This window comes from Chromatiaceae bacterium (genome assembly GCA_016714645.1).
In the GTDB taxonomy this organism is placed as follows: domain Bacteria; phylum Pseudomonadota; class Gammaproteobacteria; order Chromatiales; family Chromatiaceae; genus M0108.
Window position 1 is genome coordinate 981,278 of record JADKCI010000001.1, and the last position, 22,349, is coordinate 1,003,626.

Annotated in this window: 17 protein-coding genes, 1 tRNA gene and 2 pseudogenes; 12 read left to right on the forward strand and 8 right to left on the reverse strand. The window is 63.1% G+C overall.

Going from position 1 to position 22,349, the window contains the following annotated elements; translation table 11 throughout:
- Positions 1 to 115: 115 nt before the first annotated feature.
- The 3 genes from IPN92_04545 to ettA form a co-directional block, all read right to left on the reverse strand.
- Complete coding sequence (locus IPN92_04545; GenBank protein MBK8637573.1) at positions 116 to 1,264, reverse strand: glycerol dehydrogenase; 1,149 nt, start codon at positions 1,262 to 1,264, stop codon at positions 116 to 118.
- A gap of 43 nt (positions 1,265 to 1,307) precedes the next feature.
- Positions 1,308 to 2,153 carry an ATP-binding protein gene (locus tag IPN92_04550; GenBank protein ID MBK8637574.1) on the reverse strand — a complete coding sequence of 282 codons (846 nt, stop codon included), beginning with the start codon at positions 2,151 to 2,153 and terminating at the stop codon, positions 1,308 to 1,310.
- 118 nt (positions 2,154 to 2,271) lie between these two features.
- Positions 2,272 to 3,939: an energy-dependent translational throttle protein EttA gene (gene ettA / locus IPN92_04555; protein ID MBK8637575.1), complete on the reverse strand. Its 1,668-nt coding sequence runs from the start codon at positions 3,937 to 3,939 to the stop codon at positions 2,272 to 2,274.
- Between the two features lie 175 nt (positions 3,940 to 4,114).
- Here ettA and mobB point away from each other — a divergent pair, with 175 nt between their 5' ends.
- Complete coding sequence (gene mobB / locus IPN92_04560) at positions 4,115 to 4,657, forward strand: molybdopterin-guanine dinucleotide biosynthesis protein B (GenBank protein MBK8637576.1); 543 nt, start codon at positions 4,115 to 4,117, stop codon at positions 4,655 to 4,657.
- Positions 4,658 to 4,734: 77 nt separating this feature from the next.
- Here the strand turns inward: mobB and IPN92_04565 are convergent, their stop codons facing one another.
- On the reverse strand, positions 4,735 to 5,559 hold the full coding sequence (locus IPN92_04565) for a methyltransferase domain-containing protein (protein MBK8637577.1): 825 nt from the start codon (positions 5,557 to 5,559) through the stop codon (positions 4,735 to 4,737).
- A 244-nt stretch (positions 5,560 to 5,803) separates the two neighbouring features.
- Here IPN92_04565 and IPN92_04570 point away from each other — a divergent pair.
- Positions 5,804 to 5,891 (forward strand) — tRNA-Ser (locus IPN92_04570).
- Between the two features lie 9 nt (positions 5,892 to 5,900).
- On the opposite strand, the gene IPN92_04575 is transcribed toward IPN92_04570, so the two are convergent.
- From IPN92_04575 to ovoA, 4 genes are all read right to left on the reverse strand, one after another.
- Positions 5,901 to 7,109 (reverse strand): hypothetical protein, encoded by a 1,209-nt coding sequence (locus IPN92_04575; GenBank protein MBK8637578.1) that lies wholly within the window; start codon positions 7,107 to 7,109, stop codon positions 5,901 to 5,903.
- Between the two features lie 6 nt (positions 7,110 to 7,115).
- Positions 7,116 to 8,567, reverse strand: coding sequence for an MBOAT family protein (locus tag IPN92_04580; protein ID MBK8637579.1), 1,452 nt, complete (start codon positions 8,565 to 8,567; stop codon positions 7,116 to 7,118).
- Positions 8,568 to 8,761: 194 nt separating this feature from the next.
- Positions 8,762 to 10,174 (reverse strand): alkaline phosphatase, encoded by a 1,413-nt coding sequence (locus IPN92_04585; GenBank protein ID MBK8637580.1) that lies wholly within the window; start codon positions 10,172 to 10,174, stop codon positions 8,762 to 8,764.
- Between the two features lie 134 nt (positions 10,175 to 10,308).
- Entirely contained in the window at positions 10,309 to 12,435 is a 2,127-nt protein-coding gene (gene ovoA / locus IPN92_04590; GenBank protein ID MBK8637581.1) for a 5-histidylcysteine sulfoxide synthase, read from the reverse strand.
- 157 nt (positions 12,436 to 12,592) lie between these two features.
- On the opposite strand from ovoA, the gene IPN92_04595 reads away from it, so the two are divergent.
- From IPN92_04595 to IPN92_04640, 10 genes and pseudogenes are all read left to right on the forward strand, one after another.
- On the forward strand, positions 12,593 to 12,856 hold the full coding sequence (locus IPN92_04595) for a hypothetical protein (GenBank protein MBK8637582.1): 264 nt from the start codon (positions 12,593 to 12,595) through the stop codon (positions 12,854 to 12,856).
- A gap of 81 nt (positions 12,857 to 12,937) precedes the next feature.
- The gene (locus tag IPN92_04600; protein ID MBK8637583.1) at positions 12,938 to 14,569 is read left to right on the forward strand and encodes a TonB-dependent receptor; all 1,632 of its coding nucleotides are present in this window, start codon (positions 12,938 to 12,940) and stop codon (positions 14,567 to 14,569) included.
- Positions 14,570 to 14,584: 15 nt separating this feature from the next.
- Positions 14,585 to 15,475 carry a zinc ABC transporter substrate-binding protein gene (locus tag IPN92_04605; protein ID MBK8637584.1) on the forward strand — a complete coding sequence of 297 codons (891 nt, stop codon included), beginning with the start codon at positions 14,585 to 14,587 and terminating at the stop codon, positions 15,473 to 15,475.
- Positions 15,476 to 15,483: 8 nt separating this feature from the next.
- Positions 15,484 to 16,080, forward strand: coding sequence for an ABC-F family ATP-binding cassette domain-containing protein (locus IPN92_04610; GenBank protein MBK8637585.1), 597 nt, complete (start codon positions 15,484 to 15,486; stop codon positions 16,078 to 16,080).
- A gap of 43 nt (positions 16,081 to 16,123) precedes the next feature.
- A pseudogene (locus tag IPN92_04615) lies at positions 16,124 to 16,890 on the forward strand (ABC transporter).
- 152 nt (positions 16,891 to 17,042) lie between these two features.
- Positions 17,043 to 18,614, forward strand: coding sequence for an SAM-dependent DNA methyltransferase (locus IPN92_04620; GenBank protein ID MBK8637586.1), 1,572 nt, complete (start codon positions 17,043 to 17,045; stop codon positions 18,612 to 18,614).
- A gap of 3 nt (positions 18,615 to 18,617) precedes the next feature.
- A complete protein-coding gene (locus IPN92_04625) occupies positions 18,618 to 19,163 on the forward strand; it encodes an HTH domain-containing protein (protein ID MBK8637587.1) in 546 nt (181 codons plus the stop codon).
- A 251-nt stretch (positions 19,164 to 19,414) separates the two neighbouring features.
- Positions 19,415 to 19,519 (forward strand): annotated as a pseudogene (locus IPN92_04630) (KilA-N domain-containing protein).
- A gap of 101 nt (positions 19,520 to 19,620) precedes the next feature.
- Positions 19,621 to 21,165: a DUF4062 domain-containing protein gene (locus tag IPN92_04635; GenBank protein MBK8637588.1), complete on the forward strand. Its 1,545-nt coding sequence runs from the start codon at positions 19,621 to 19,623 to the stop codon at positions 21,163 to 21,165.
- Between the two features lie 52 nt (positions 21,166 to 21,217).
- Positions 21,218 to 22,264 (forward strand): virulence RhuM family protein, encoded by a 1,047-nt coding sequence (locus IPN92_04640; protein MBK8637589.1) that lies wholly within the window; start codon positions 21,218 to 21,220, stop codon positions 22,262 to 22,264.
- Positions 22,265 to 22,349 lie beyond the last annotated feature (85 nt).

Genomic DNA, 22,349 nt, shown 5'->3' on the forward strand with positions numbered 1-22,349 from the left:
CTGGCGTGAATTGGCTAAGGGTCTGTAGGGTGGCAAAGATGAAGGTCAAAGTGGCCAGCCACTAACCGGTCAGACGCCGTGCCTTGGCGATGCGGGGGCGTGCCCGCGCGGCAAGTCAACCGTTTCGGCCAGACGCCCCTTGCCGTTCCTCCGCTGCGATGGGGGGAGCGATGAAGTCTCGCCCTAGGGCGTCCGCGGCCAGGATGGCATCCTTGACTGCGACCCAGGTCACCTCGAAAGCTTCATTATGGGAAGTCTCCCCCGGTGCCACGGCCCGTTCGGCGATGATCCTTGCCCGCTCCGCGGACAGGGTCTCGATGCCAAGCTCCGCGAGTGTCAACGGCAGACCAACGGACGCGGAGAATGTCATCAGCTCCCGGATCTCGGCAGACTCCCGGCCTTCCAGCACCAATTGCACCAAGGTGCCAAAGGCGACTTTTTCCCCATGCAGGCAATGATGGGTCTCCGGCGCGGCCGTCAGACCGTTATGAACGGCGTGGGCGACAGCCAGGCCACCCGACTCAAAACCTAGCCCTGATAGCAGGGTATTAGCCTCGATGATGCGCTCCAAAGCCGGGGTCACCGCGCCAGCCCGAGCTGCGGCGACAGCGGCGGTGCCATCTTGCAGCAGGGTTTGGTAGCAGGTGCGCGCGATCGCCATGGCCGCCAGCGTGCTGCCCCCTCCTACCTGATTGCGCTTGCAGGCGTGGTGTGCCGTGTCTGCCTCGAACCAGGTCGCCAGGGCGTCGCCCATGCCGGCGATGAGATAGCGCACCGGCGCCCGGGCGATGATGCGGGTATCCACCAGGACCAGATCCGGATTGCGTTTGTAAAATAGACATTTGTCAAAAACGCCGACGGGCGTGTAAACCACGGACAGGGCGCTGCAGGGGGCATCGCTGGCCGCGACCGTGGGGCAGCACACCACCGGCAGATTCAAGGCGGCGGCTACTGCCCGGGCGGTGTCGAGGGCCTTGCCGCCACCGGCGCCCACGATGCTCCCGGCCTGGGTGCGCCGGGCCTCCGCCGTGCAGCGTTCGATTTCCGGCAGGGTACATTCACCGCCAAATTCAACGACCTCAAAAGGGATCTTCTCGGTCCCGAAGGCCTCGATCCAGAGGGGCTCGGTTTGGCGACGCGCGGTGGGGCTGGCGATGATCAAGGGTCGGGTAGCGATGCCCATCTTGCCCATTTCCCTGGCGAGTGCGCGGCTGGCATCGGGACCTTGGACATAACGCGAGGGGGAGCAGAAAATCTTGAGCACGGGCTCTCTCCTTAAAGGGTGCGCCAGGGATGGGCATGGGGTTTCAGGATTCATCCGCGCCCCTGCCGGCCCAGTCCCGGGCAAACTGCCAGGCCGTGCGTCCACTGCGCGAGCCCCGTTGGAGGGCCCAGCGCAGGGCGGCGGGATCAACCGTCTCCGGGGCGCGTCGGGCGGCCCCGAGCCGCCCCAGCCAGTGGTGGACGATGGCCAGGTACTGGTCCTGGGTGAAGGGGTGGAAGGCGATCCAGAGACCGAAGCGATCGGAGAGGGAGATCTTCTCCTCCACGCCCTCTCCCGGGTGGATCTCGCCGTCGATCAGGGCCGTCTCGCGGTTCTCGCGCTGGAACTCGGGTAGCAGGTGGCGGCGGTTGGAGGTGGCGTAGATGAGCAGGTTGTCCGGCGCGGCGCTGAGAGAGCCCTCCAGCACCGCCTTGAGGGCCTTGAAGCCGAACTCGCCGGCGTCGAAGGAGAGGTCGTCGCAAAAGATGACGAAACGCTCCGGCCGGCCGTGAATCAAGTCCAGCACCTCCGGCAGGTCCGCCAGATCGTCCTTGTCCATCTCGATAAGCCGCAGGCCTTGGTCGCGTAGCGCGTTGAAGATGGCCTTGATCAGGGACGACTTGCCGGTCCCCCGAGACCCCCAGAGCAGGATGTTGTTGGCGCCGCGCCCGGCCAGGAACTGGCGGCTGTTGCGGAGAATCTCGGCCTTCTGACGGTCGAGGCAGAGCAGGTCGTCCAGGGCCAGCCGCTGGGGGTGAGCCAGGGCCTGCAGGTGCCCGCGCCCACCTCCACGGCGCCAGCGGAAGGCCTGGGCCTCCCAATCGGGGGCGGCGGGGGGCGCTGGCAGCAGTGCCTCAAGGCGGTCCAGCAGCCGCGCCGCCTGCTCCATCAGGTCAGGAGTATCCGTCACGGCGACCCTCTGTCCATCGGTTGGCTCCCGGTCCAGTCCGGCATCTGGCTAACCTGCCCCCTGCCCTTAGTTTCGGCCAGATGATTTGCTGCAAGTTTCAGGCATGTATCCGCCGGTACTTCAACCGATGGGGCTGGTCCGCCTCCGCCCCCAGGCGGCGATGGCGGTCGGCCTCGTAGTCGGCGTAATTGCCCTCGAACCAGGTGATCTGGGAGTCGTCCTCGAAGGCCAGGATGTGGGTGGCGATGCGGTCCAGGAACCAGCGATCATGGCTGATAACCAGGGCGCAGCCGGGGAAGGCGAGGATGGCCTCTTCTAGGGCGCGCAGGGTCTCCACGTCCAGGTCGTTGGTGGGCTCGTCGAGGAGCAGGAGATTGCCACCGCTTTTTAGGACCTTGGCGAGGTGGATACGGTTGCGCTCGCCGCCGGAAAGTTCGCCGATGCGTTTCTGCTGGTCGGTGCCCTTGAAGTTGAAGCGCCCGCAATAGGCCCGCGAGGGCATCTCGTAGCGGCCGACGATGATGGTGTCCGAGCCATTGGAGATCTCCTCCCACACCGTCTTGCCACCATCCAGGGCGTCGCGGCTCTGATCGACATAGGCGATCTGCACCGTTTCGCCAATGCGCAGGGTACCGGCGTCGGGCTGCTCCATGCCGGTCAGGAGGCGGAAAAGGGTGGTCTTCCCCGCGCCGTTGGGGCCAATGATACCGACGATGCCGCCCTTGGGCAGATTGAAGGAGATATTCTCGTAAAGCAGGCGGTCGCCGTAGGCCTTACTCAGGCCCTGGGCCTCGACCACCAGGTCGCCCAGGCGCGGGCCGGGCGGGATATAGATCTCGTTGGTCTCGTTGCGGGCCTGGAATTCCTGGGACTGGAGTTCGTCGAAGCGGGCCAGGCGGGCCTTGCTCTTGGCATGGCGACCCTTGGGGTTGGCGCGCACCCACTCCAACTCTTGCTTCATGGTCTTGATGCGGGCGCCCTCCTGCTTCTGCTCCTGCTCCAGGCGGGCCTCCTTCTGCGCTAGCCAGGAGGAGTAGTTGCCCTCCCAGGGGATGCCGTAGCCGCGGTCCAGTTCCAGGATCCAGCCGGCGACATTGTCGAGGAAGTAGCGGTCATGGGTGACGGCGACGACGGTGCCGGGGTATTCGTGGAGGAAACGTTCCAGCCAGGCCACGGACTCGGCGTCCAGGTGGTTGGTGGGCTCGTCCAGGAGCAGCATGTCGGGCTTGGACAACAGCAGCCGGCACAGGGCCACCCGGCGCCGCTCGCCACCGGAGAGCTTGGCCACGTCGGCGTCCCAGGGCGGCAGGCGCAGGGCCTCGGCGGCTACCTCCAGGGTGCGGTCCAGGTTATGACCGTCGGTGGTCTCGATCAGATTCTCCAGTTCCGCCTGCTCCTTGGCCAGGGCGTCGAAATCGGCGTCCGGCTCGGCGTAGGCGGCATAGACGGCGTCCAGGCGCTCCAGGGCAGCCTTGATATGGCCCAGGGCCTCCTCGACATTGCCGCGCACGTCCTTGGTGGGATCGAGCTGGGGTTCCTGGGGCAGGAAGCCGACCTTGGTGCCGGGCTGAGGCCGGGCCTCGCCCTCGATCTCGGTGTCGAGACCGGCCATGATGCGCAGCAGGGTGGATTTGCCCGAGCCGTTGATGCCGAGGACGCCGATCTTGGCGCCGGGGAAGAAGGACAGGGAGATGTCGCGCAGGATCACGCGCTTGGGCGGCACGATCTTGCCGACCCGATTCATTGTGTAGATATACTGCGCCATGGCTGAAGGATGCGGTTCTCGTCTGGGGGGTTGCAGGGGATTGAGGGGGATGAGCTGGGCTGGGGATCAAGGCCCGCCCGCCAGGGCTGGGCTTTAACGGGGGCCTAAACTGGGTATCATTATTTCATAAATGCCGCTGGCGGTTCCGATCCCCGCCGCGGGCCTGAGGTTCGTGATGAATTTTTACCCCAAGGGGAGCGCCATCCCCGTTATTGGCTTTGTCGCCCCGAGCGGGACTGGCAAGACGACCCTGCTCCAGAAGCTGGTGCCCGTCTTGCGGCAGCGGGGGCGGCGGATCGGCTACCTCAAGCATGCCCATCATGGTTTCGAGGTCGATCGGCCTGGCAAGGATAGCTATGAGATCCGCGCGGCTGGCGCCCACCAGGTCCTGCTCGCATCGGGAGACCGCTGGGTCTTGCAAGGTACCCCCAAGGCCAGCGGCCCGGACCCGGACCTAGCGGAGATGCTCGCCCGCTTCGATCCGGAACAGGTCGATCTGATCCTGGTGGAGGGCTTTAAGTTCAGCGCCTTCCCCAAGATCGAGGTCCACCGCGCCGCCCTGGGTGGGCCTTATCTCTATGCCGCTGATCCGCATATCCTTGCCCTGATCTCGGATGGCGCGCCGCCGGTGGGAAGGCACCCGCCTCTGCTGCCTCTGGGGGATACGGAGGCTATCGCCGATTTCATCCTGGCCGCTCTCGCCACGGCGCCCCCCTAAACTGGAGTTGCCGCCCGGGCCCTTCCCGCCGTGGGGGTGGCTGAGCACCTCTTTGCCATGACCCTTAGCCCCGGTCATCACCGCTCCGCCGTGAGGTAGGCGATCCAGCCTGCCTCGGGCTCGCCTTCCTCCACGGGTACGAAGATGCCATCCGGCTCGCCCTGGGCATCCCAGCCCTGCCAATAGCACAGCACGCGGCCAAAGCCCGCCTCCGCCAGCAGTTCCCGAATCTCGGGCAGGGACCAGAGCCGCCAGTCATAGCTGAAGGCCTGCTCCAGCCGCGAGCCGTCACTGAAAGCGAAGTGGATGTGACAGATCAGCCGGCCGCTGATGGGGTCGTAGTGGGCCTGGTCCCAGATATAGGTGAAAAGACCCTCGTCACCCTGGATGACCCGCTCCTCCGCCGTCAACCGGTAGGCGTCATAGCCGCCATAGGCATCCAGGAAAAACACCCCGTCCGGTTTGAGACTGTTACGGACCTGGCGGAAATAGGTCAGGAGGGACGCCCGCTTCGTCAGCAGCCAGTAACTGAAGTTCAAGGCGCAGACGATATCCTGGGTGCCCGTTTCCACGGCGAGGACGTTGTCCAAACGCAGCGTCACCCGTTTAGCCTGGGCCTCGTCCAGTGGCTCCAGATTATGCTTACGCCCCCAATCCAGCACCTCGGGGTCGATATCGACCCCCGTTGCCAGGTTGGTCTTGCGCCGACGTACCCATTGACAGCACAGGGCCGCGGTGCCGCAGAAATCCTCCCGCAGCCGCCGGGCGGTTTTCAGGCGCAGGTCGCGGTAGGTACGGTCGATGAAATCCACCTCCGCCTGGGGGCACTGGACCGATTGCTCATAGAGCTGGTGGCGATCCGCCTGATCGGCGAGGGTGGGGGAGGGCGGTAGCTTAGTCATGGCCTACAGGCTGTTGAGTCCGGGAGTGGAGAAGCGCACGCCCCTATAAACCACGGCTGGGCATGACTCGCGAAGCTTAGATACCTGCACCTTCGCTCCCGGCGGTCCTGGATGGGAACGGCAAGGTGGGCGGGGAGCCCGGAAAACTTGCGCCTTAGAAAGGATTCCATTATCTTGCGCCCTCCCAACGGCAGGAAAGGCATCCCGGGCCTAGCCCGAGCGCCCGCTTGTTGGGTCAAACCCTGGAGAGGTGTCCGAGTGGCTTAAGGAGCACGCCTGGAAAGCGTGTATACGGCAACGTATCGAGGGTTCGAATCCCTCTCTCTCCGCCACATACTTGATTACTCATGTTTGTCACCCTGACACAAGACCATGTTGTGTGTTTCCTGGGGGTGGCTTGCGCAATAGGCCAGGCGTTGGTCCCTAAAGCTGGCTAAATGCCGCTCAATGTTTCCGCCCGTCAGTTCGACGCCAAATTCATCCCCACCGCCAGGCTGGGATGGCAAAAAAAATCTTTCCAGAATTTTCCGCCCGGCGACGCTGTTGTAATGGGAATATTCCCAGTAGTAACGCATGGTGTCACTGCCGGTCACCTGGGGAATGTCCTCCATGGTGACCGGGTTGTAGCCGGTAAAATCCATAAAGCGGATATCACAGCCCTCCTGGCGCCTTTGGTCGAAGAGTCGGACCAGGCCGCGTTTCCATTCCTCCTGATCTTTCCAGATATTTTCCCAGTAGGATAATTCCGCCAGGGCATGCACGGGGTGCAGGAAGAAGCGGAAGGCCACCCCTTGCTGGCAGTAATCGCGGGTCACGGCATCCAGGGCGCCCATGGCCTCGGGGATGGTATCTGGCAATGAGGAGGGATCGCCCTCGTTCACTATCTTATCGAAGGCCTTCCCCGCCCCGCCTTCGTCCGCCATGATATAAGTCAGACACCGGTCGGATTTATGTCCATGGGTGGCGAGTATGGGCAGACATTTTTGGTCGGAAAGGCCGAGCAGGATTTTCCAGGCTTCTATTGACAGGGTCATGGAGATGGAACGTTTGATATTGATCAGTGCGCGCTTGAGGGGGTACCAGGGTTCCTGGGCAATCAATTCATCGACCAAGTCGCTATTCCCGCCCTGGGTCCCGAATTGCCAACCATAGTCGAAACCCCATACGACCACGTCGGGTCGATGAAAGTAGCTGGTATGGCGTAGCATCTTGATGGCATCACCCAGGGTGGCGCCGCTAATTGCAAGATTAAACGCCCGTCGGCCGGAGAATAGTTCATCGGCATCCGTGGGTAGCCCTATTTCAGTCCGGGAACTGCCAAGGAACACGATCTCCGGCTTGTAGCGGTAGGCCGCATAGGTTTTGCCCCAGGGGACTATCTTCTGCTGGGGCGGGCTCAGCCTCGCCAGGACGGGGGTATCCCACTGATGAATGACGTAAGGGTCAACCCAGTAGGTGAGGGTGACCAGGCTGGCGAGCAGGCCGAACGCGGTCAGGCCCAGATACCAGAGATAACGGCGGGAATCGGCGGGGGTTGGGGAGGAGGACATAGTGAATCAGAATTGGGCGTAAATGAAATCGGTGGGCCTGTCCATGCTCAAAATGGAGATGGCAATGATGATGCCCGTCACCAGGCCCCAGCCGAGACTGGGCCGCCATTGCAGTCGCCACAGGGAGAAGGAGGCGAGGGCATTGGGATAGCGGTTTTCGAAATACAGGAATATCTCGTTGGTGTTGGGCATCAGGAAGGCGATCAGGGCGCTCAGGCCAACCAGGGCGTATTCCCAGGGGCTGATCGCCAGGTTGGCGGAGAGGCCATTGAGTCCGGTCAGACCGCTCAAGGTTTGCAGGGCGGCATCGACATCCGGCGCGCGGAAAAAGCACCAGGCCAGCATCACCGCCAGGAAGGTCAGGACCCGATTCAGGAAAACGACTAATTTTCCGGGAGGTTGCCGCGCCGGGCCCGCAAAGGATTGCCAGCCATGCTGGATACAGAGATAGAGGCCATGCAGGCCGCCCCAGATGACGAAGGTCCAGTTAGCACCATGCCAGAGGCCGCCCAGCAGCATGGTCAGCAGCAGGTTGCGATAGCGCGCCAGTTGGCCACGCCGGTTACCGCCCAGGGGGATGTAGAGGTAATTACGCAGGAAGCGCGACAGGGAGATATGCCAGCGTAACCAGAATTCGCTGACACTGGCAGCCTTGTAGGGCGAATCAAAGTTAAAGGGTATCTGGAACCCCAGCATGCGCGATACCCCGATCGCCATATCCGAGTATCCGGAAAAATCGAAGTAGAGTTGAAAACTGTAGGCAAAGAGGCCGAGCCAGGCGCTGAGAAGATCCGGGTTATCCGCCGCGAAGGCGGCATTGACCACGGGCACCAGGTTATCGGCGATTAGGATCTTTTTGGCCAGACCAAAGGTGAAGAGGGTAATGCCCACGGCGAAATTATTGGCGCTGGGCAAATAATTACGGCTGTCGGCGAACTGCGGGATCATATCCTTGTGATGCAGGACGGGGCCTGCCACGATGTAGGGGAAATAGGAGGCAAAGAGGGCATATTTCCCCAGGCCGACCTCCTCGACCTTGCCATGGCGGGCGTCAACCAGAAACGAAATCTGCGTGAAGGTGAAAAACGAGATGCCAATCGGGAGCAGCACATCCAGCAGGTGCAGGTCTTCTCCCGTCAGGTTGTTGAGGGAGTCGATAAAGAAATTGGCATACTTAAAGTAGCCCAGCAGGGCGATGTTGAAAACGATAGCCCCTGCCAGCCAGATCCTTTTGCGGGACTCGGCGGCGCGCAAAATGCTGCGATAGGCTAGATAATTGCCAATGATTGATAGGGCAATGATCGGCAGATATTTGTAATTCCAGGAGGCGTAAAAAACCAGGGAGGCCAGCAGCAGCCAGGTCGCGGCCCAGTCCGTGTTTCTTCTCCCGAGGAGGAAGAAGCCCGCGAGGGTGATGGGTAAAAAGAAAAAGATGAAATTAAACGAACTGAAAACCATGGGCTTGCCCTGGGGGGAAATCGATCTCGAGGGAGATCGTCTTCAAGGTTCAAATAGAGGCCCGCCAAGGCCCCAAGGGTTAAGAGGCTGGCCAATTCCGCAGCCTGGCATTAGAAACCCCTGGCCGACGCTTGGCAATGGCGTTTCAGGCCAGAGCCGTGACGGCAGCGAGTGCCACTCGCATCAAGATGCCCTCAGGGCCCAGGGGTGGCTGTGGCCGGTAGGGCCGGCGCTGGCCCCGCCACTGCATATCTCAGGACGTTGGCCACGCCGGTGTTGTCAACATAGGCCTCCCTGACCGGGTCATCGCCGATCACGAACCGGGCCAGCCCTTCGCTGCCAGTGCCACGCGCATAGACCCCTACCAGGCTATTGGTGTGCCCCTTGGCATTGAAGGCCAGTTGCGGCAGGCGGCCAGGGCCCTGGTCCACCAGGGGCGTGAAGGGCAACTTGTCCGACCCGGGTCCCCAGAGCAATCCTGTTTCATGATCACTGGTGATGATGAGCAGCGATTCCCCCCAGTGGCTGTGCGCCTCAACCCAGTGCACGACCGCCTCGATCGCCGCGATGAAATCCACCTGTTCCTGGATCAGGCGGTTGGCATCCTGGTTGTGGGACGCCCAGTCGATGGCGCCTCCCTCGATAGCGAGAAAGAAGCCTTCAGGATCCTCGTCAAGGACATTCAGTGCCCCTTGAACCAGGGTGACCAGGTCCGGAACCTGGGCGTTGCGCGGTGTGTCAGCAGCCGGGTTCCCCGCATCCGCGGCCTGCCGGCCCTGTTGCAGCGTCGTCGCGACCTGGGCCGTACCGAGCACCCGCGGGGGCGTGGGGCCGGTGGTCAGGGCCGTGAATTCCGCCTGGGTGGAAAGGGGTCGAAAACCCTGATAGGTGCCGTCCGGACGGGCCCGGGCGGCCTCTATGGCACTCCAGGTCTCTGGACCACCGACATAGCGGTACTCCTTGGCGGTCTCGATCGGCGCGCCGTTGTTGTCATAGTCCGGGTTGCCGCAACCCATGATGACATCCATGACCCCAACCGCCAGCATCTCGTTGGCGATCTCGACGTAGTGGTCGCGGTGGACATTGTGGGCGTTACTCAAGCCCGCCGGCGTGGCGTGGGACCAGGGGACCGTGGTCACGACGCCAACGGCCTTGCCCGCGGCCTTGGCCACCTCCGCCAGGGTGGGTTGCAGGGGTTGATCCTGGTCGCTCCAGTTGATGGCCCTGTTGTAGGTCTTGGTCCCCATGGACAGGGCCGTGGCCGCCGCGGCGGAATCCGTGGGGGTGGCGATCAGCCAGCCATAGGCTTGCTCCCGGTCCCAGGCCTTGACCGGGTCGTAAACCAGGTTGGGGTCCTGGGCGCCCTTGCCGGTTGGCGCGCTCGACAAATTTAAGGGGTAGGTGCTGCAGCCCAGCTTGACCCAGCCAGGTCCGTCATAAAGCTGCGTGCTCCGGCCGGTGCTGGCATCCCATCGACCCTGGTACATGCTGGCCGCATCCCAACTGTTGTAGCCGGCCCCATCCGCGATCATGAGGATGACATGCTTGACCCTGGGGCCAGGGTCGCCCAGGGTCATTGAGGAATAAACGGCGAGGATCAGCGCCAAGCCCACCATTCCCGCATACCGGCTTAGCCATGAATCGCTTGGGGGCCGAGACCTCGTTGGTGGGCTCCCGGGATGCCCCGGATGGCCCGTCGCCAGCGGGGGCGGCCAAGCGCCGGCTAATCGAATCGGGTTCATCATGGCCCCCGGCGCTTCCAGACCGTCAGCTCCGACAGGCTGTGCTGGAACTTGCGGCGCGTCTCGCGGATGACAAAGGGGACCTCGACCGGGCCCTCGACCAGATCGAAATGGGGGCCGAGGAGGTCCTGGAGGCCGTCGAGGGTGGTGTAGGACTCGCCATCCTTCTTGAAGCCGCCGACCCATTCCTCGCGCGGGGTATGTTCCTCCAGCCAGGTGTAGGGTGAGGCCAGCACCAGCAGGCCACCGGGGTTGAGCCGTTCATGTACCTCAGCCAGGAAGCGGCGCGGGGCATAGAGGCGGTCGATGAGATTGACCGCCAGGATCAGGTCATAGCCGCTGAACACCGGTTTCAGGTTGCAGGCGTCGCCCTGCCAGAAGGCCACCCGTGGCGCGACCTCCGCCAGACCCAGGTCCACCAGGCGGCGTTCGCGGTACAGCACCAGTTCGCCCTCGTCCGGGAGGGTGTAGCGGATGACGCCGCTTTCGGCCAGTTGCACGCCGGTCTGAATGAAACGGGCGGAGAAATCGATCCCCTCGACCTGAGTGAAATGGCGTGCCAGTTCAAAGCTGGACCGACCGGTGGCGCAGCCCAGGTCCAGGGCTCGCCCCGCCGCCCGGCCCTGGCCGTGGCGGGCCCAGGCGGCGAGGGCGATGTCCGCCACGGCGCGGGGGAAGTTAGGCACGCCGAAGTAGGCGTCGCCATAGTGGAATTCGGCATACTGCGACAGCAGTGCATCGGTTTCGTACCGGGAGTCGGGCTGGGTCGCCGGCGCCGCGCTGACGATGTAGCGGAAGCCCGCGTGCTGGAAAAAGTGGCGGCGGAAGGCATAGCGCGAGGCAAGGCGGGACTCGTTGCCGGTCGCGATCCAGGACCCGCCCTTGATAATGTTGTGACGGTTATCGAAGGTGGGCGTGGTGAAGTCGTCATAAATGGGATGGACCGCGAAGCCCGCGAAGGGGTAGGTGGGCGTCTCGCACCACTGCCAGACGTTACCGACCACGTCGAACAAGTCGCCGTGGGGGAAGCGGTCGACCGGACAACTGGAGGCCCAGTGGTCGAGGTGCAGATTGGCGGTCGCGGGCCCGTCCATCGGCACGTTGGCCAGGCCGGCATGGTCATGGAGGCGGTGCCATTCATCCTCGCTCGGCAGTCGGACAGCCAGGCCGGTCTCCCGCGCCTTCCAGCGGCAGAAGGCTCGTGCCTCGTGGCAGTTGGTCTCCACCGGCCAGTCCCAGGGCATGGGTACGACCTCAGCCAGCAGACGCAGCCTCCAGGTATCGCCATCCGCCACCCAGAAGGTCGGATGCCGGGCTTGGGCGAAGCGCAACCAGCCCTGGCCTTCCTCGTCCCAGAGGCTGGCGTCGGCGTAGCCGCCGGCCAGGACAAAGGGCAGGAACTCGCCGTTGCTGGTCAAATAGCGGGCGGCGCGGAAGGCGGTGATCTCGGCCTCGTGGTGACCGTATTCATTGTCCCAGCCATACCAGGGGTCATCGAAGTCCCGGCCCAGTCGGACCTGGCCGGCAGGGATCTCCACCAGACTATTCTCGGGCGCCGCGCCGCTGATGGGGCAGGGTGACCAGTCCGGGTGGGGCCGCACCCAGTCCAGCACCTGCTGGCGGATCAGCACCGAAGAGGTTTCCAGGTGGATGCGTTCGTGCTCGATACCCATCAGCACCACCCAAAAGGGGTCGTGCCAGCCGATGGGCAAGGCCAGGGGCGTGTCGCGGATCACCTGGTCCACCGAGGCGCGCACCTGGCGGCGGTAGTCCCAGAGCTGGTCCAGGCTTGGCCAGTCGTAATGGGACTCGTCCAGGTCGTCCCAGCTCATCTCATCCACGCCGACGGCGAACAGGGATTCCAGCCGGGGGTCGATGCGCTGGTCCAGCAGCCCGGCCAGCACCAGCTTGTTGACGAAGAAGGTGGCGGTGTGACCCAGGTAGAAGATGAGGGGATGGCGCAGGCTGATCGGCTTGCGGGTATAGGCCAGGTCGTTAGCCAGCAACTGGAACAGGGATTCGTAGCGGTCCCAGGTGGCGTGAAAATAGCTCAGGATCTCGGCGCGCTTGGCTTCCGGGTCCGTGCCATCCAGGCGTGGGGTGCGGGCAAGGAGTGTGGTTGGCATGGCCTTGGTGACTGCTTTGGAGGATGGCTCAGCTTGCCCCAAAGCGCACGGGGGTTCAAGAACTCTCGGGGTTGGGATACCTCGGGTCCTTGACGGCCCCGGGGGGTGGCGAAGTATGCTGGAGCCAGCGGATCAGCAAGGTCAGATAAAATTTAGGATGAAATCCCGGCGGCTCATACTCGCCTTCGCCCTGGTGGTCTTCCAGTTCTTGCTGGGGGCTCACGAACTGGATCACCTCACGCAGGGTGAAGCGGACCCCTGTCCGATCTGCATGATGGGCGCAGCCCCCGCCTTGTTGTCCACCGTATCCCCGCCTCCAACGCCCAGCCTAGCCTGGCGCGTCGAAGTCCCATCCACGATCGCCGATAGCCCCATCATTCGTCCCCAGCGCGCCCCGGTGGCGCGCGCCCCGCCCGCCTAATCCCGATTAGACCCTAAACCCTCCCTATACCCGTCCCGGACGCGGTAGGGTGATTGCTGACCCTGATCGGAACCTTAAAACATGCGTCATTCCCTGTCGCAGGGGGTGCTGTGCGCCACCCTGCCCACCCCCCGGCCCTATCTACTGCTGGCGGCCCTGCTTGCCCCTGGCACCACCATGGCGGCGAGCGATACCGAGATCGCCGAGCTGAGATCCATGCTCAACCAGATGAAGTCTCAGTACGAAAGCCGTATCGCGGCATTGGAGTCCCGTCTCGCCAAGGCCGCGCGCGACGCCAGTTCCAGTAATCGAGAGTCGGACCGCGTCGCCTCACGGGCGGATAAGGCGGCCGCCACGGCGGAGCCCCGACCCATGACCGCCCCCACCGCTCCGGGTGCCGTGCCCCTTGTGGCGTCGCCCCCAGCCGCGGCGAGCGGCGGCGCCTTGGGTGCCCTGACCTCCGGTAGTGCCTTCAATCCCCAAATCTCCGTCTTTCTGGACGGCAATTATTACCAGGATGGGGTCGATGGCGAGGGCTCCGTGCTGGTGGGCGCGGCCTATCAACCGTCCCGGCTGCTCCCTCATGCCCACGCCGGCACGGCGGCCCTGGAGTCCGAGGCCCATGCCCACGGGGCGGCGGAGAACGGGTTCAACTTTCGGGAGGCGGAGCTGGCCTTCTCGGCCACCGTGGACCCCTACTTCGACGCCAGCCTCTTTATCTCGATAGACGGGGACGGGGGGGTCGAACTGGAGGAGGGCTGGCTCCAAACCCGCGGCCTGCCCTATGGGCTGCGTATCAAGGCCGGCAAGTTCTTGAGTGACTTTGGGTATATCAACAGACAGCATCCTCATCAATGGGATTTCGTGGACCAGAATCTGCCGTATCTGAATCTGCTCGGCCCCCATGGGCTTCAGGACACGGGGGTCCAGCTCACCTGGCTGCCCAAGCTGCCCTTTTACACCTTGGTCGGGGCCGAGTTGGCCCAGGGCAATCAAGAGATCCTTGGCGCTACCCTGGACTCGGTGGAGCAGCAGGAGCTAGGGCTGGGGGACACCGGTGGCGGGCCGCGACTCTGGACGGCCTTTGCCAAGGTGGCACCCGAGCTTGGCGACCGCCATGCCCTGCAATTGGGTATCTCCTACGCCCATAATCGCCAACATCAGGAGGTTCAGCCCTACCTTCACGGCGAGGAGGGACACGACCACCCGGCCGAGGACCCGGAATTGCCCGAGGAGATTGGTCTCGCGGGTGATGCGGGACTCTGGGGGATCGATCTGGTGTACAAGTACGCGGGAGGCCGCCCCCAGGGTCAGGGGGACTTCAAATTTCAGACCGAGTATCTCCGGTCCATCAAGGATATGGAAATCCGCTCCAGTCCTGACCCGGAGGAGTTGGGGTTGCGCCCCACCTTCACCACCGATGGTCTTTATGCCCAGGCGCTCTATGGATTCGCACCCCGCTGGACCGCGGGTCTGCGCTACGACGTGCTGGGGCTGACCAACGAGGTCAGTGGTGGTGGCGAGCAGGCCTCCTTTGGGGCCTCTAACCGCTGGACCTTGGATCTGACCTGGAAACTCTCGGAGTTTTCGCTCCTGCGGGCCCAGTACGCCAAGAATGACATCCTCGTGGAGCCCGGCGAACGGGCGCATTTCGATGCCTTCTACCTGCAATTTCTGGTGAGCATGGGTAGCCATGGCGCCCATGGCTTTTAACCCCGGAGACATTCCATGATCACACAACTCAAGATGGCCCTGGTCGTGCTCCTGGCCCTGGCGTCGGCCCAAGCCGCCGCCCTGGAAATCGTGGCAACCGCTTCGAGCCTGGGCGCGCTGGCCCGGGAGGTTGCGGGCCCGGGTGCGACCCTGACGGTGTTAGCGGGTCCCGATCGGGATCTGCACCAACTCCAGGCCAAGCCCAGCATGATTCGTCACCTGCGTGATGCCGACCTGGTTGTGGCCCTAGGGGCTGAACTGGAGTCCGGTTGGCTGCCGGCGGCCATTAGCGGGGCCGCCAATCCGAACATCCAGCCCGGCAAGCCCGGTTACTTCGAGGCGGCCGCCCAGGTTGAGCTGCTAGAGACCGGTGGAGCAGCGGATCGTGCCATGGGTGACGTCCATCCGGTGGGCAACCCGCATCTGGACCTGGATCCCCTGCGCATGGCAGCCGTTGGCCAGGCCCTGGCCGCGCGCCTGGGCCAGCTCGATCCAGCGGGGGCCGCCGGTTATCGTCAGCGGGCTGACGCCTTTACCACCCAGGTCCGTGCACGGGTGGCCGAGTGGAACAAGACCCTGACGGGCGCCCCGGGGGCGGTGCTCTATCACCGGGACGCGATTTATCTGCTGAGTCGTTTTGGCGTGCCCTTGCTGGGCGTCATCGAACCCGTTCCCGGGGTGCCGCCCACGGGCCGCCAACTGAGTGAGCTGACCAGGGCCCTCAAGGATAGTCGCGGAGTCATCCTCTTCACGCCATACCAGTCTCCGCAGGCTCCCCAGGCTCTCGCCCGGGATTTGGGTTGGCAGGCCATTCAGCTTCCCCTTGAACCCCCGGTGGATGCCGATGGGGAGGGCTATCTGGCACATATCGGGCGTTGGGTCGCGGCGCTCGCGAGTGTCCGATGAGCCAGGCAATGCCGGACCGGTCCGCCGCCCTGCTCCGGGTCATAGACCTGGTGGCGGGGTATGCGTCGCCGGTGGTTGGGCCCGTCTCCTTCGAGATCCGCCCTGGCGAGACCCTGGGCCTCTGGGGGTCCAATGGCAGCGGTAAATCAACCCTGCTTCAGGCTATCGCCGCGGGTGCGCGGGTCTTTTCCGGAAAGATAGAGCGGGCGGACGGTCTGACCCTTGCCTATCAGGAGCAAAGGCCGGCGCGGCCGGCCACCATGCCTGTCACGGGCCGGGATCTGCTGGGCTGTGCCGGGGTACCGCCTGAACGATCCCCTCCTGGGATGCCGGGCGAGGTCTTGGGTCGGCGGGTCGATCGCCTGAGTGGTGGTCAGTTTCAGTTCTTATGCGTCTGGGCCGTTCTGGCTAGGGGCGCCGATCTGGTGCTCCTGGACGAGCCCACTAATAATATGGACCCCCGCCATGAGTTGTTACTCACGGAGCTGTTGTCGACCCCCAGCCCGGGGCCCGATCAGCTTCGCGGAGTGCTGCTGGTGAGCCATGAGCGCGCCTTTCTTGAAGGAGCCTGTACACGAGTTCTGGAGATCGGGGCATGGGACTGAGTTCGCCACTCGCCCGTTATTTTGACCGAGTGGGAGGCCTGCCATGACCTGGGATCTGCTTGCCGACCCGATCTTTCGTCTACCCTTCCTGGCCGGTCTGTTGCTGGCCGGGGTGCTGCCGGTGCTCGGGGTGCTGCTGATGCTCCGGGAGGAGTGGCTGGCCGCCCTGGGGCTCGCGCATTTGGCGGCGGCCGGCGCCCTCTTGGGCATAGCCCTGGGGGTACCCGCCCTGTTCGGGGCGGGACTCGGTGCCGGCGCGGGCGGGATGGCTAAGTCATTGATGGGCATCCGCGGCAATGGCGCCTACGCCTTCATGATCCTGATCGGCTGGTCGGGGCTCATGCTGGTCGCCGCCAATGTCCCCGGCGGGGAGGCCCTGGGATATGCCTTGATCGACGGCCAACTTTACTTTGCCGGCTGGCCAGAGTTGACCGCCGCCCTGCTGCTGGTCCTGGCCGCCGGGATAGCCCTGCCCGGATTGATGCCCAAGTTGTTGCACGCCCGGTTTTTCCCCCGACACGAAGATGCCAACCAAATGCCTGCCTGGCGCTGGCATCTGGGCTTCGATCTGCTGGTCGCCCTGGGGCTCGCTTGGGGATCATGGGTGCCTTCGTCCTCATCCTAGTGCCCGCTTGGGCGGCCTTTAGGGTAGCCCCGAGTTGGGGCTGGACCCTGGGGATCTCCGCCCTGCTTGGCATCACGGCCTATGGGGGCGCCTTCGTCCTGGCCTTGGGGCTGGACCAGCCCTTCGGGCCAATCTTGGTGATCGTTTGTCTGGGGCTTGGTGGCTTGGTAGGGCGATCCGCTTAGCGCGGGTTTTTCTTGTAGGGTGGCAGTGACCGAGCCCAAAACGCCAGCCAGGTCTTCGAAAAGGGCCACTCGCCACTTCCTACTTCTAAATTCTTCCTTCACACTTCACTCGTCCCGCCCACCACGCCCACCCTCTGAAACCCGCTTCTCCCATGGCCAACGGTAAACCCGAAAAAAACAAATCCCTGGAATCCTGGATCTGGGATGCCGCCTGCTCCATCCGTGGGGCCAAGGATGCGCCGAAATACAAGGACTACATCCTTCCGCTCATCTTCACCAAGCGCCTCTGCGACGTCTTCGACGACGAGCTGAACCGCATCGCCGCCGAGGTCGGCTCGCGCAACAAGGCCTTCCAGCTCGCCAAGGCCGACCACAAGCTGGTGCGCTTTTACCTCCCTCTGGTGCCGGACGATCCCGAGCAGCCGGTCTGGTCCGTCATCCGCAAGCTCTCCGACAGGATCGGCGAAGGCGTCACCACCCACATGCGCGCCATCGCCCGGGAAAACCCGCTGCTGCAGGGCATCATCGACCGCGTCGACTTCAACGCCACTACCCACGGCCAGCGCGATCTCGACGACGACCGCCTCTCCAACCTCATCGAGGCCATCAGCACCAAGCGCCTGGGGCTCGACGACGTCGAGGCCGACATCATCGGCAAGAGTTACGAATACCTCATCCGCAAGTTCGCCGAAGGTGGCGGCCAGAGCGCCGGCGAGTTCTACACCCCGCCCGAGGTTGGCACCATCATGTCCCGCGTCCTCCAGCCCGAGCCCGGCATGGAAATCTACGACCCCACCTGCGGCTCCGGCGGTCTGCTCGTGAAATGCGAGATCGCCATGGAGGAAAGCGTTCATGACAAAGATGCGGGTAAAAAGCGCACCGTCGCCCCGCTGAAACTGTTCGGCCAGGAATTCACCCCCGAGACCTGGGCCATGGCCAACATGAACATGATCATCCATGACATGGAAGGCCAGATCGAGATCGGCGATACCTTCAAGAACCCCAAATTCCGCTGGCGCGGGAAGCTCCGCACCTTCGACCGCGTCGTCGCCAATCCCATGTGGAACCAGGACGGGTTCACCGAGGCTGACTACGACAACGACGAGCTCGACCGCTTCCCCGCCGGGGCCGGCTTCCCCGGCAAATCCTCCGCCGACTGGGGCTGGGTGCAGCACATCCACGCCAGCATGAACACCACCGGCCGCGCCGCCGTCGTCCTCGACACCGGCGCCGCCTCGCGCGGCTCGGGCAATGCCGGCACCAATAAGGAAAAGACCATCCGCCAGTGGTTCGTCGACCACGACCTCATCGAAAGCGTGCTCTACCTGCCGGAAAACCTCTTCTACAACACCACCGCCCCGGGCATCGTGCTGTTCCTGAACAAGGCCAAGCCGATGGAGCGCCAGGGCAAGGTCTTGCTCGTCAACGCATCCCAGGTCTTCGAAAAAGGCGACCCCAAGAACTTCATCCCCGAAGCCGGCATCCAGCGCATCGCCGACACCCTCATCGGGTGGAAGGAAGAGGAAAAACTCAGCCGTATCGTTGATCTCGCCGAGCTGAAGAAGAACGACTACAACATCTCCCCGAGCCGCTACATCCACACCAGCGACGCCGAAACCTACCGGCCCATGGCGGAGATCGTCGAGGAACTGAAGGTCATCGAAGCCGAGGCGCGGGAGACGGACAAGGCCTTGAAGGAGATTCTGGAGAAGATCGGGATTTAAAAAATGAGCATGGATCCCGCAGCCAATCTGAAGCTTCGCGTCTTCATCAGTTCCGTTCAAAATTCGCTGAAGCGCTTGGAAAAAGGGGAAGCCCGATCGCGCTCCCGCAATCCGCTCCTAAGCCAGGGGCTCGTCTTCCTCGGGCTCATGGAGGAACGCGGCACCGGCATCCGGCGCATGCGCGCGGCGATGCTCAATCATGGGCTGGAACTCCCGCACGTCGCCGTTGACGAAGATCGCTTCGTCCTCACCCTCCCCGGACCCGGCGACGACCTCAGCCGCATCAAGGCACCCGCCTCCACAGCGGAAGGCTTGCCCAGGTCCGTCGTGGAGGAGCTCAACCAACGGCAGCGCGCCATTCTCGAGCGGCTTGCGGCTGGCGAAGAACTAACCAGTGCCCGCATGCAGAGCGATTTTTCCGTGACCCGGGAAACAGTTGCCCAAGACATGGCGGCGCTCATCGAGCTGAAGCTTGCGCAGAAAATCGGCAAAGCCCGCGCCACTCGTTACATCTACGCTCTGTCCGAATCGTCAGGAATCGTCAGATGAAATTTTCGAATCGTCAGATTTTCCCACCCACTGTTCCCCAAAGAACCGTGCATCCTAATCATCCGATAATTATCCGATTTCCCGGCCCGAATCATCCGATTTCGGCCAGCCCACGCCTCGTTGCGCGGCCTGAATCGACTGATAATCGGCCGATTTTTCGTCGGCAATCGTCCGATGCAGCGGCCAAAGTCGTCAGGGATCGTCGGGTGAAACGCCCGAGACGTCCAAGCCCCGCAATCTGCAGTGCCGCTAATCCCGTCGAATTCCTTGGCATCTGGGAGACGGTCCACAACCCCGATTTTAATTCCGGCGAATTCGCCACAATTAAAAGCCAGGCCGGGCTCAACAGCTACCGGCCCTGCGCGGAGATCGTCGAGGAACTGAACGCGGTTGAGGCGGAGGCCAAAGAAACCGACCAGGCTCTCCGCAGAATTCTCAAACAACTCGGAATCGGCACATGAGGATCTTCATCAGCAGCGTCCAGAAGGAATTCGCCGCCGAGCGCAAGGCTCTGGCCGAATACCTCTCCGGCGACCCGTTGCTGCGGCGTTTTTTCGAGACCTTCCTCTTCGAGCGCGATGTCCCCGCTTCCGACCGTCGGCCCGATGCCGTCTATCTCGATGAAGTCCGGAACTGCGATCTCTACCTCGGTCTCTTTGGAGACGACTACGGCTGGGAAAACAAGGACGGCCTCTCGCCCACCCACCTCGAATTGAACGAGGCCACCCGGCTGGGCAAGACCCGCCTGATCTTCGTCAAGGGCGCTGCCGATGATGGCAAGCACCCGAAAATGCGCGCCTTGATCCGCGACGCCGGGGACAACCTCGTCCGGCGGCGTTTCAATTCCTCCGAAGAACTTGTCGCCGCCGTCTATGCCAGCCTGGTCCGGATTCTTGAAGAGCGCGAGCTGATCCGTTTGGGGCCCTTCGATGCCACGTTCTGTCGAAACGCCGCTCTCGACGACCTGGACCAGGACAAAATCACCCGCTTTCTCGGACTGGCCCGCCGTGGGCGCAATTTCCCGTTGCCGGAGGACACGCCGCCCCATGAGGTACTGGCCCACCTCAACCTGCTCGACAAGGGGCGGCCAACCCATGCCGCCATCCTGTTGTTCGGCAAACAGCCGCAACGCTTCCTGATCACCTCCGAGGTGAAATGCGCCCACTTCCACGGCTATGAAGTGGCCAAGCCCATCCCTTCCTATCAGGTGTACAAAGGCACGGTCTTCGACCTCGTGGACCAGGCCAAGGATTTCGTGCTCTCCAAAATCGATCTCTGGGTCGGCACCCGCGAGCACGGCACCCAGGCGCCCACGAAATACGAAATACCGCAGGAGGTCGTCGCCGAGGCCATCGTCAACGCCGTCGTGCATCGCGACTACACCAGCAACGCCAGCGTGCAGGTCATGCTCTTCAAGGACCGGCTGGAAATTTGGAACCCCGGTTCCCTGCCGCCCACACTGACCCTCGAAAACCTGCGCGGCCCGCACGCCTCCGTCCCGCACAACCCGCTGCTCGCCGAGCCCATGTATCTCACCAAATACATTGAGCGCATGGGCACCGGCATCCGGGACATGATCAACCGCTGCCGGAAGGCCGGGCTCCCCGAACCCGAAATCCGGCTGGACGGCGGTTCGTTCGTCCTGACCGTCCGCAGACCGGCCGCCGAGTCACGGACCCAATCGGGACCAGGTCAGGACCAAGGCGGACAGCTAGAGTCACGGCTAGAGTCACGGCTAGAGTCACGGCTAGAGTCGGCTTTGGCCGCCAAGGTCGTGCTGGCCATCCGACCGCAGCCTCTCGGCAAAGCCGCCATTGCGCCGATCCTCGGACACAAGACGGTCTCCGGCGAGCTCCACAAGCAGATCAAGCGCATGGTGGACGGCGGCCTCATCGAGCCCACCATCCCCGAAAAACCCACCAGTCGCCTCCAGAAGTACCGGCTCACCGCCAAGGGCCAGGCCTTGCTGGCGGAGTTGGAAAAGCCGGGAGACAAGCCGTGAACTCGCGGAGGAACAAGCGGAGCACGGCTGACCTTCAGGAAGGAGGCAACGCATGATAAAGAAGCCAGACAACAAGGAAACTTCCCTCACGCGCTCCTCCGCAGCGGAATACCTCACCTTCATCACCGCCAAGGGCGAAGGCGGCGTTGAGGCGATTTACGCGGATGAAGACGTCTGGCTCAGCCAGAAAATGATGGCGGTTCTTTATGACGTTGACGTCCGGACGATCAACTACCACCTGCAGAAAGTATTCAAAGACAGTGAGTTGGCGGAAGAATCAGTTATCCGAAAATTTCGGATAACTGCCGCCGATGGCAAAAACTACGACACCGGCCACTACAACCTCTCCGCCATCATCGCCGTCGGCTACAAGGTCAACTCCGAGCGGGCCGTCCAATTCCGCAAATGGGCGACCACCGTGGTCAAGGAATTCACCGTCAAGGGCTTCGTCATGGACGACGAACGCCTCAAGGCAGGCGGCACCGTCCTGACCAAACAGTACTTCGAAGAACAACTCCAGCGCGTCCGCGAAATCCGCCTCAGCGAGCGCAAGTTCTACCAGAAGATCACCGACATCTACGCCACCGCCATTGATTACGACCGCAGCGCCACCGCCACCCAGCGCTTCTTCGCCGCCGTGCAAAACAAGCTCCACTGGGCCATCCACGGCCACACCGCCGCCGAGGTGATTGTGGACCGGGCCGATGCCGGGAAACAGCACATGGGCCTGACCACATGGAAGGACGCGCCCCATGGAAAAATCCAGAAGTTCGATGTCAGCGTCGCCAAGAACTACCTGACCGAGCCGGAGATGGCGCAACTCTCCCGCCTCGTCAACGCCTACCTCGATGTCGCCGAGGACATGGCCCAGCGGCAGATCCCCATGACCATGCAGGACTGGGAAACACGCCTCAACCGCTTCATCGAAGCCACCGACCGGGAAATCCTGCAGGACGCCGGCAAAGTCACCGCCGAAATCGCCAAAGCCCACGCCGAATCCGAGTTTGAGAAATACCGCATCGTTCAGGATCGCTTGTATGTCTCGGATTTCGATTCCCAAGTGCTGGAGATGCACAACGTGGAAGGCGGCGAGGAATGACCGGTAAGATTTTTCAACCGCAGATGAACGCAGAAGGTTTTTTGAAATTTTTAATCTGCGCCCATCTGCGAAATCTGCTGTTAAA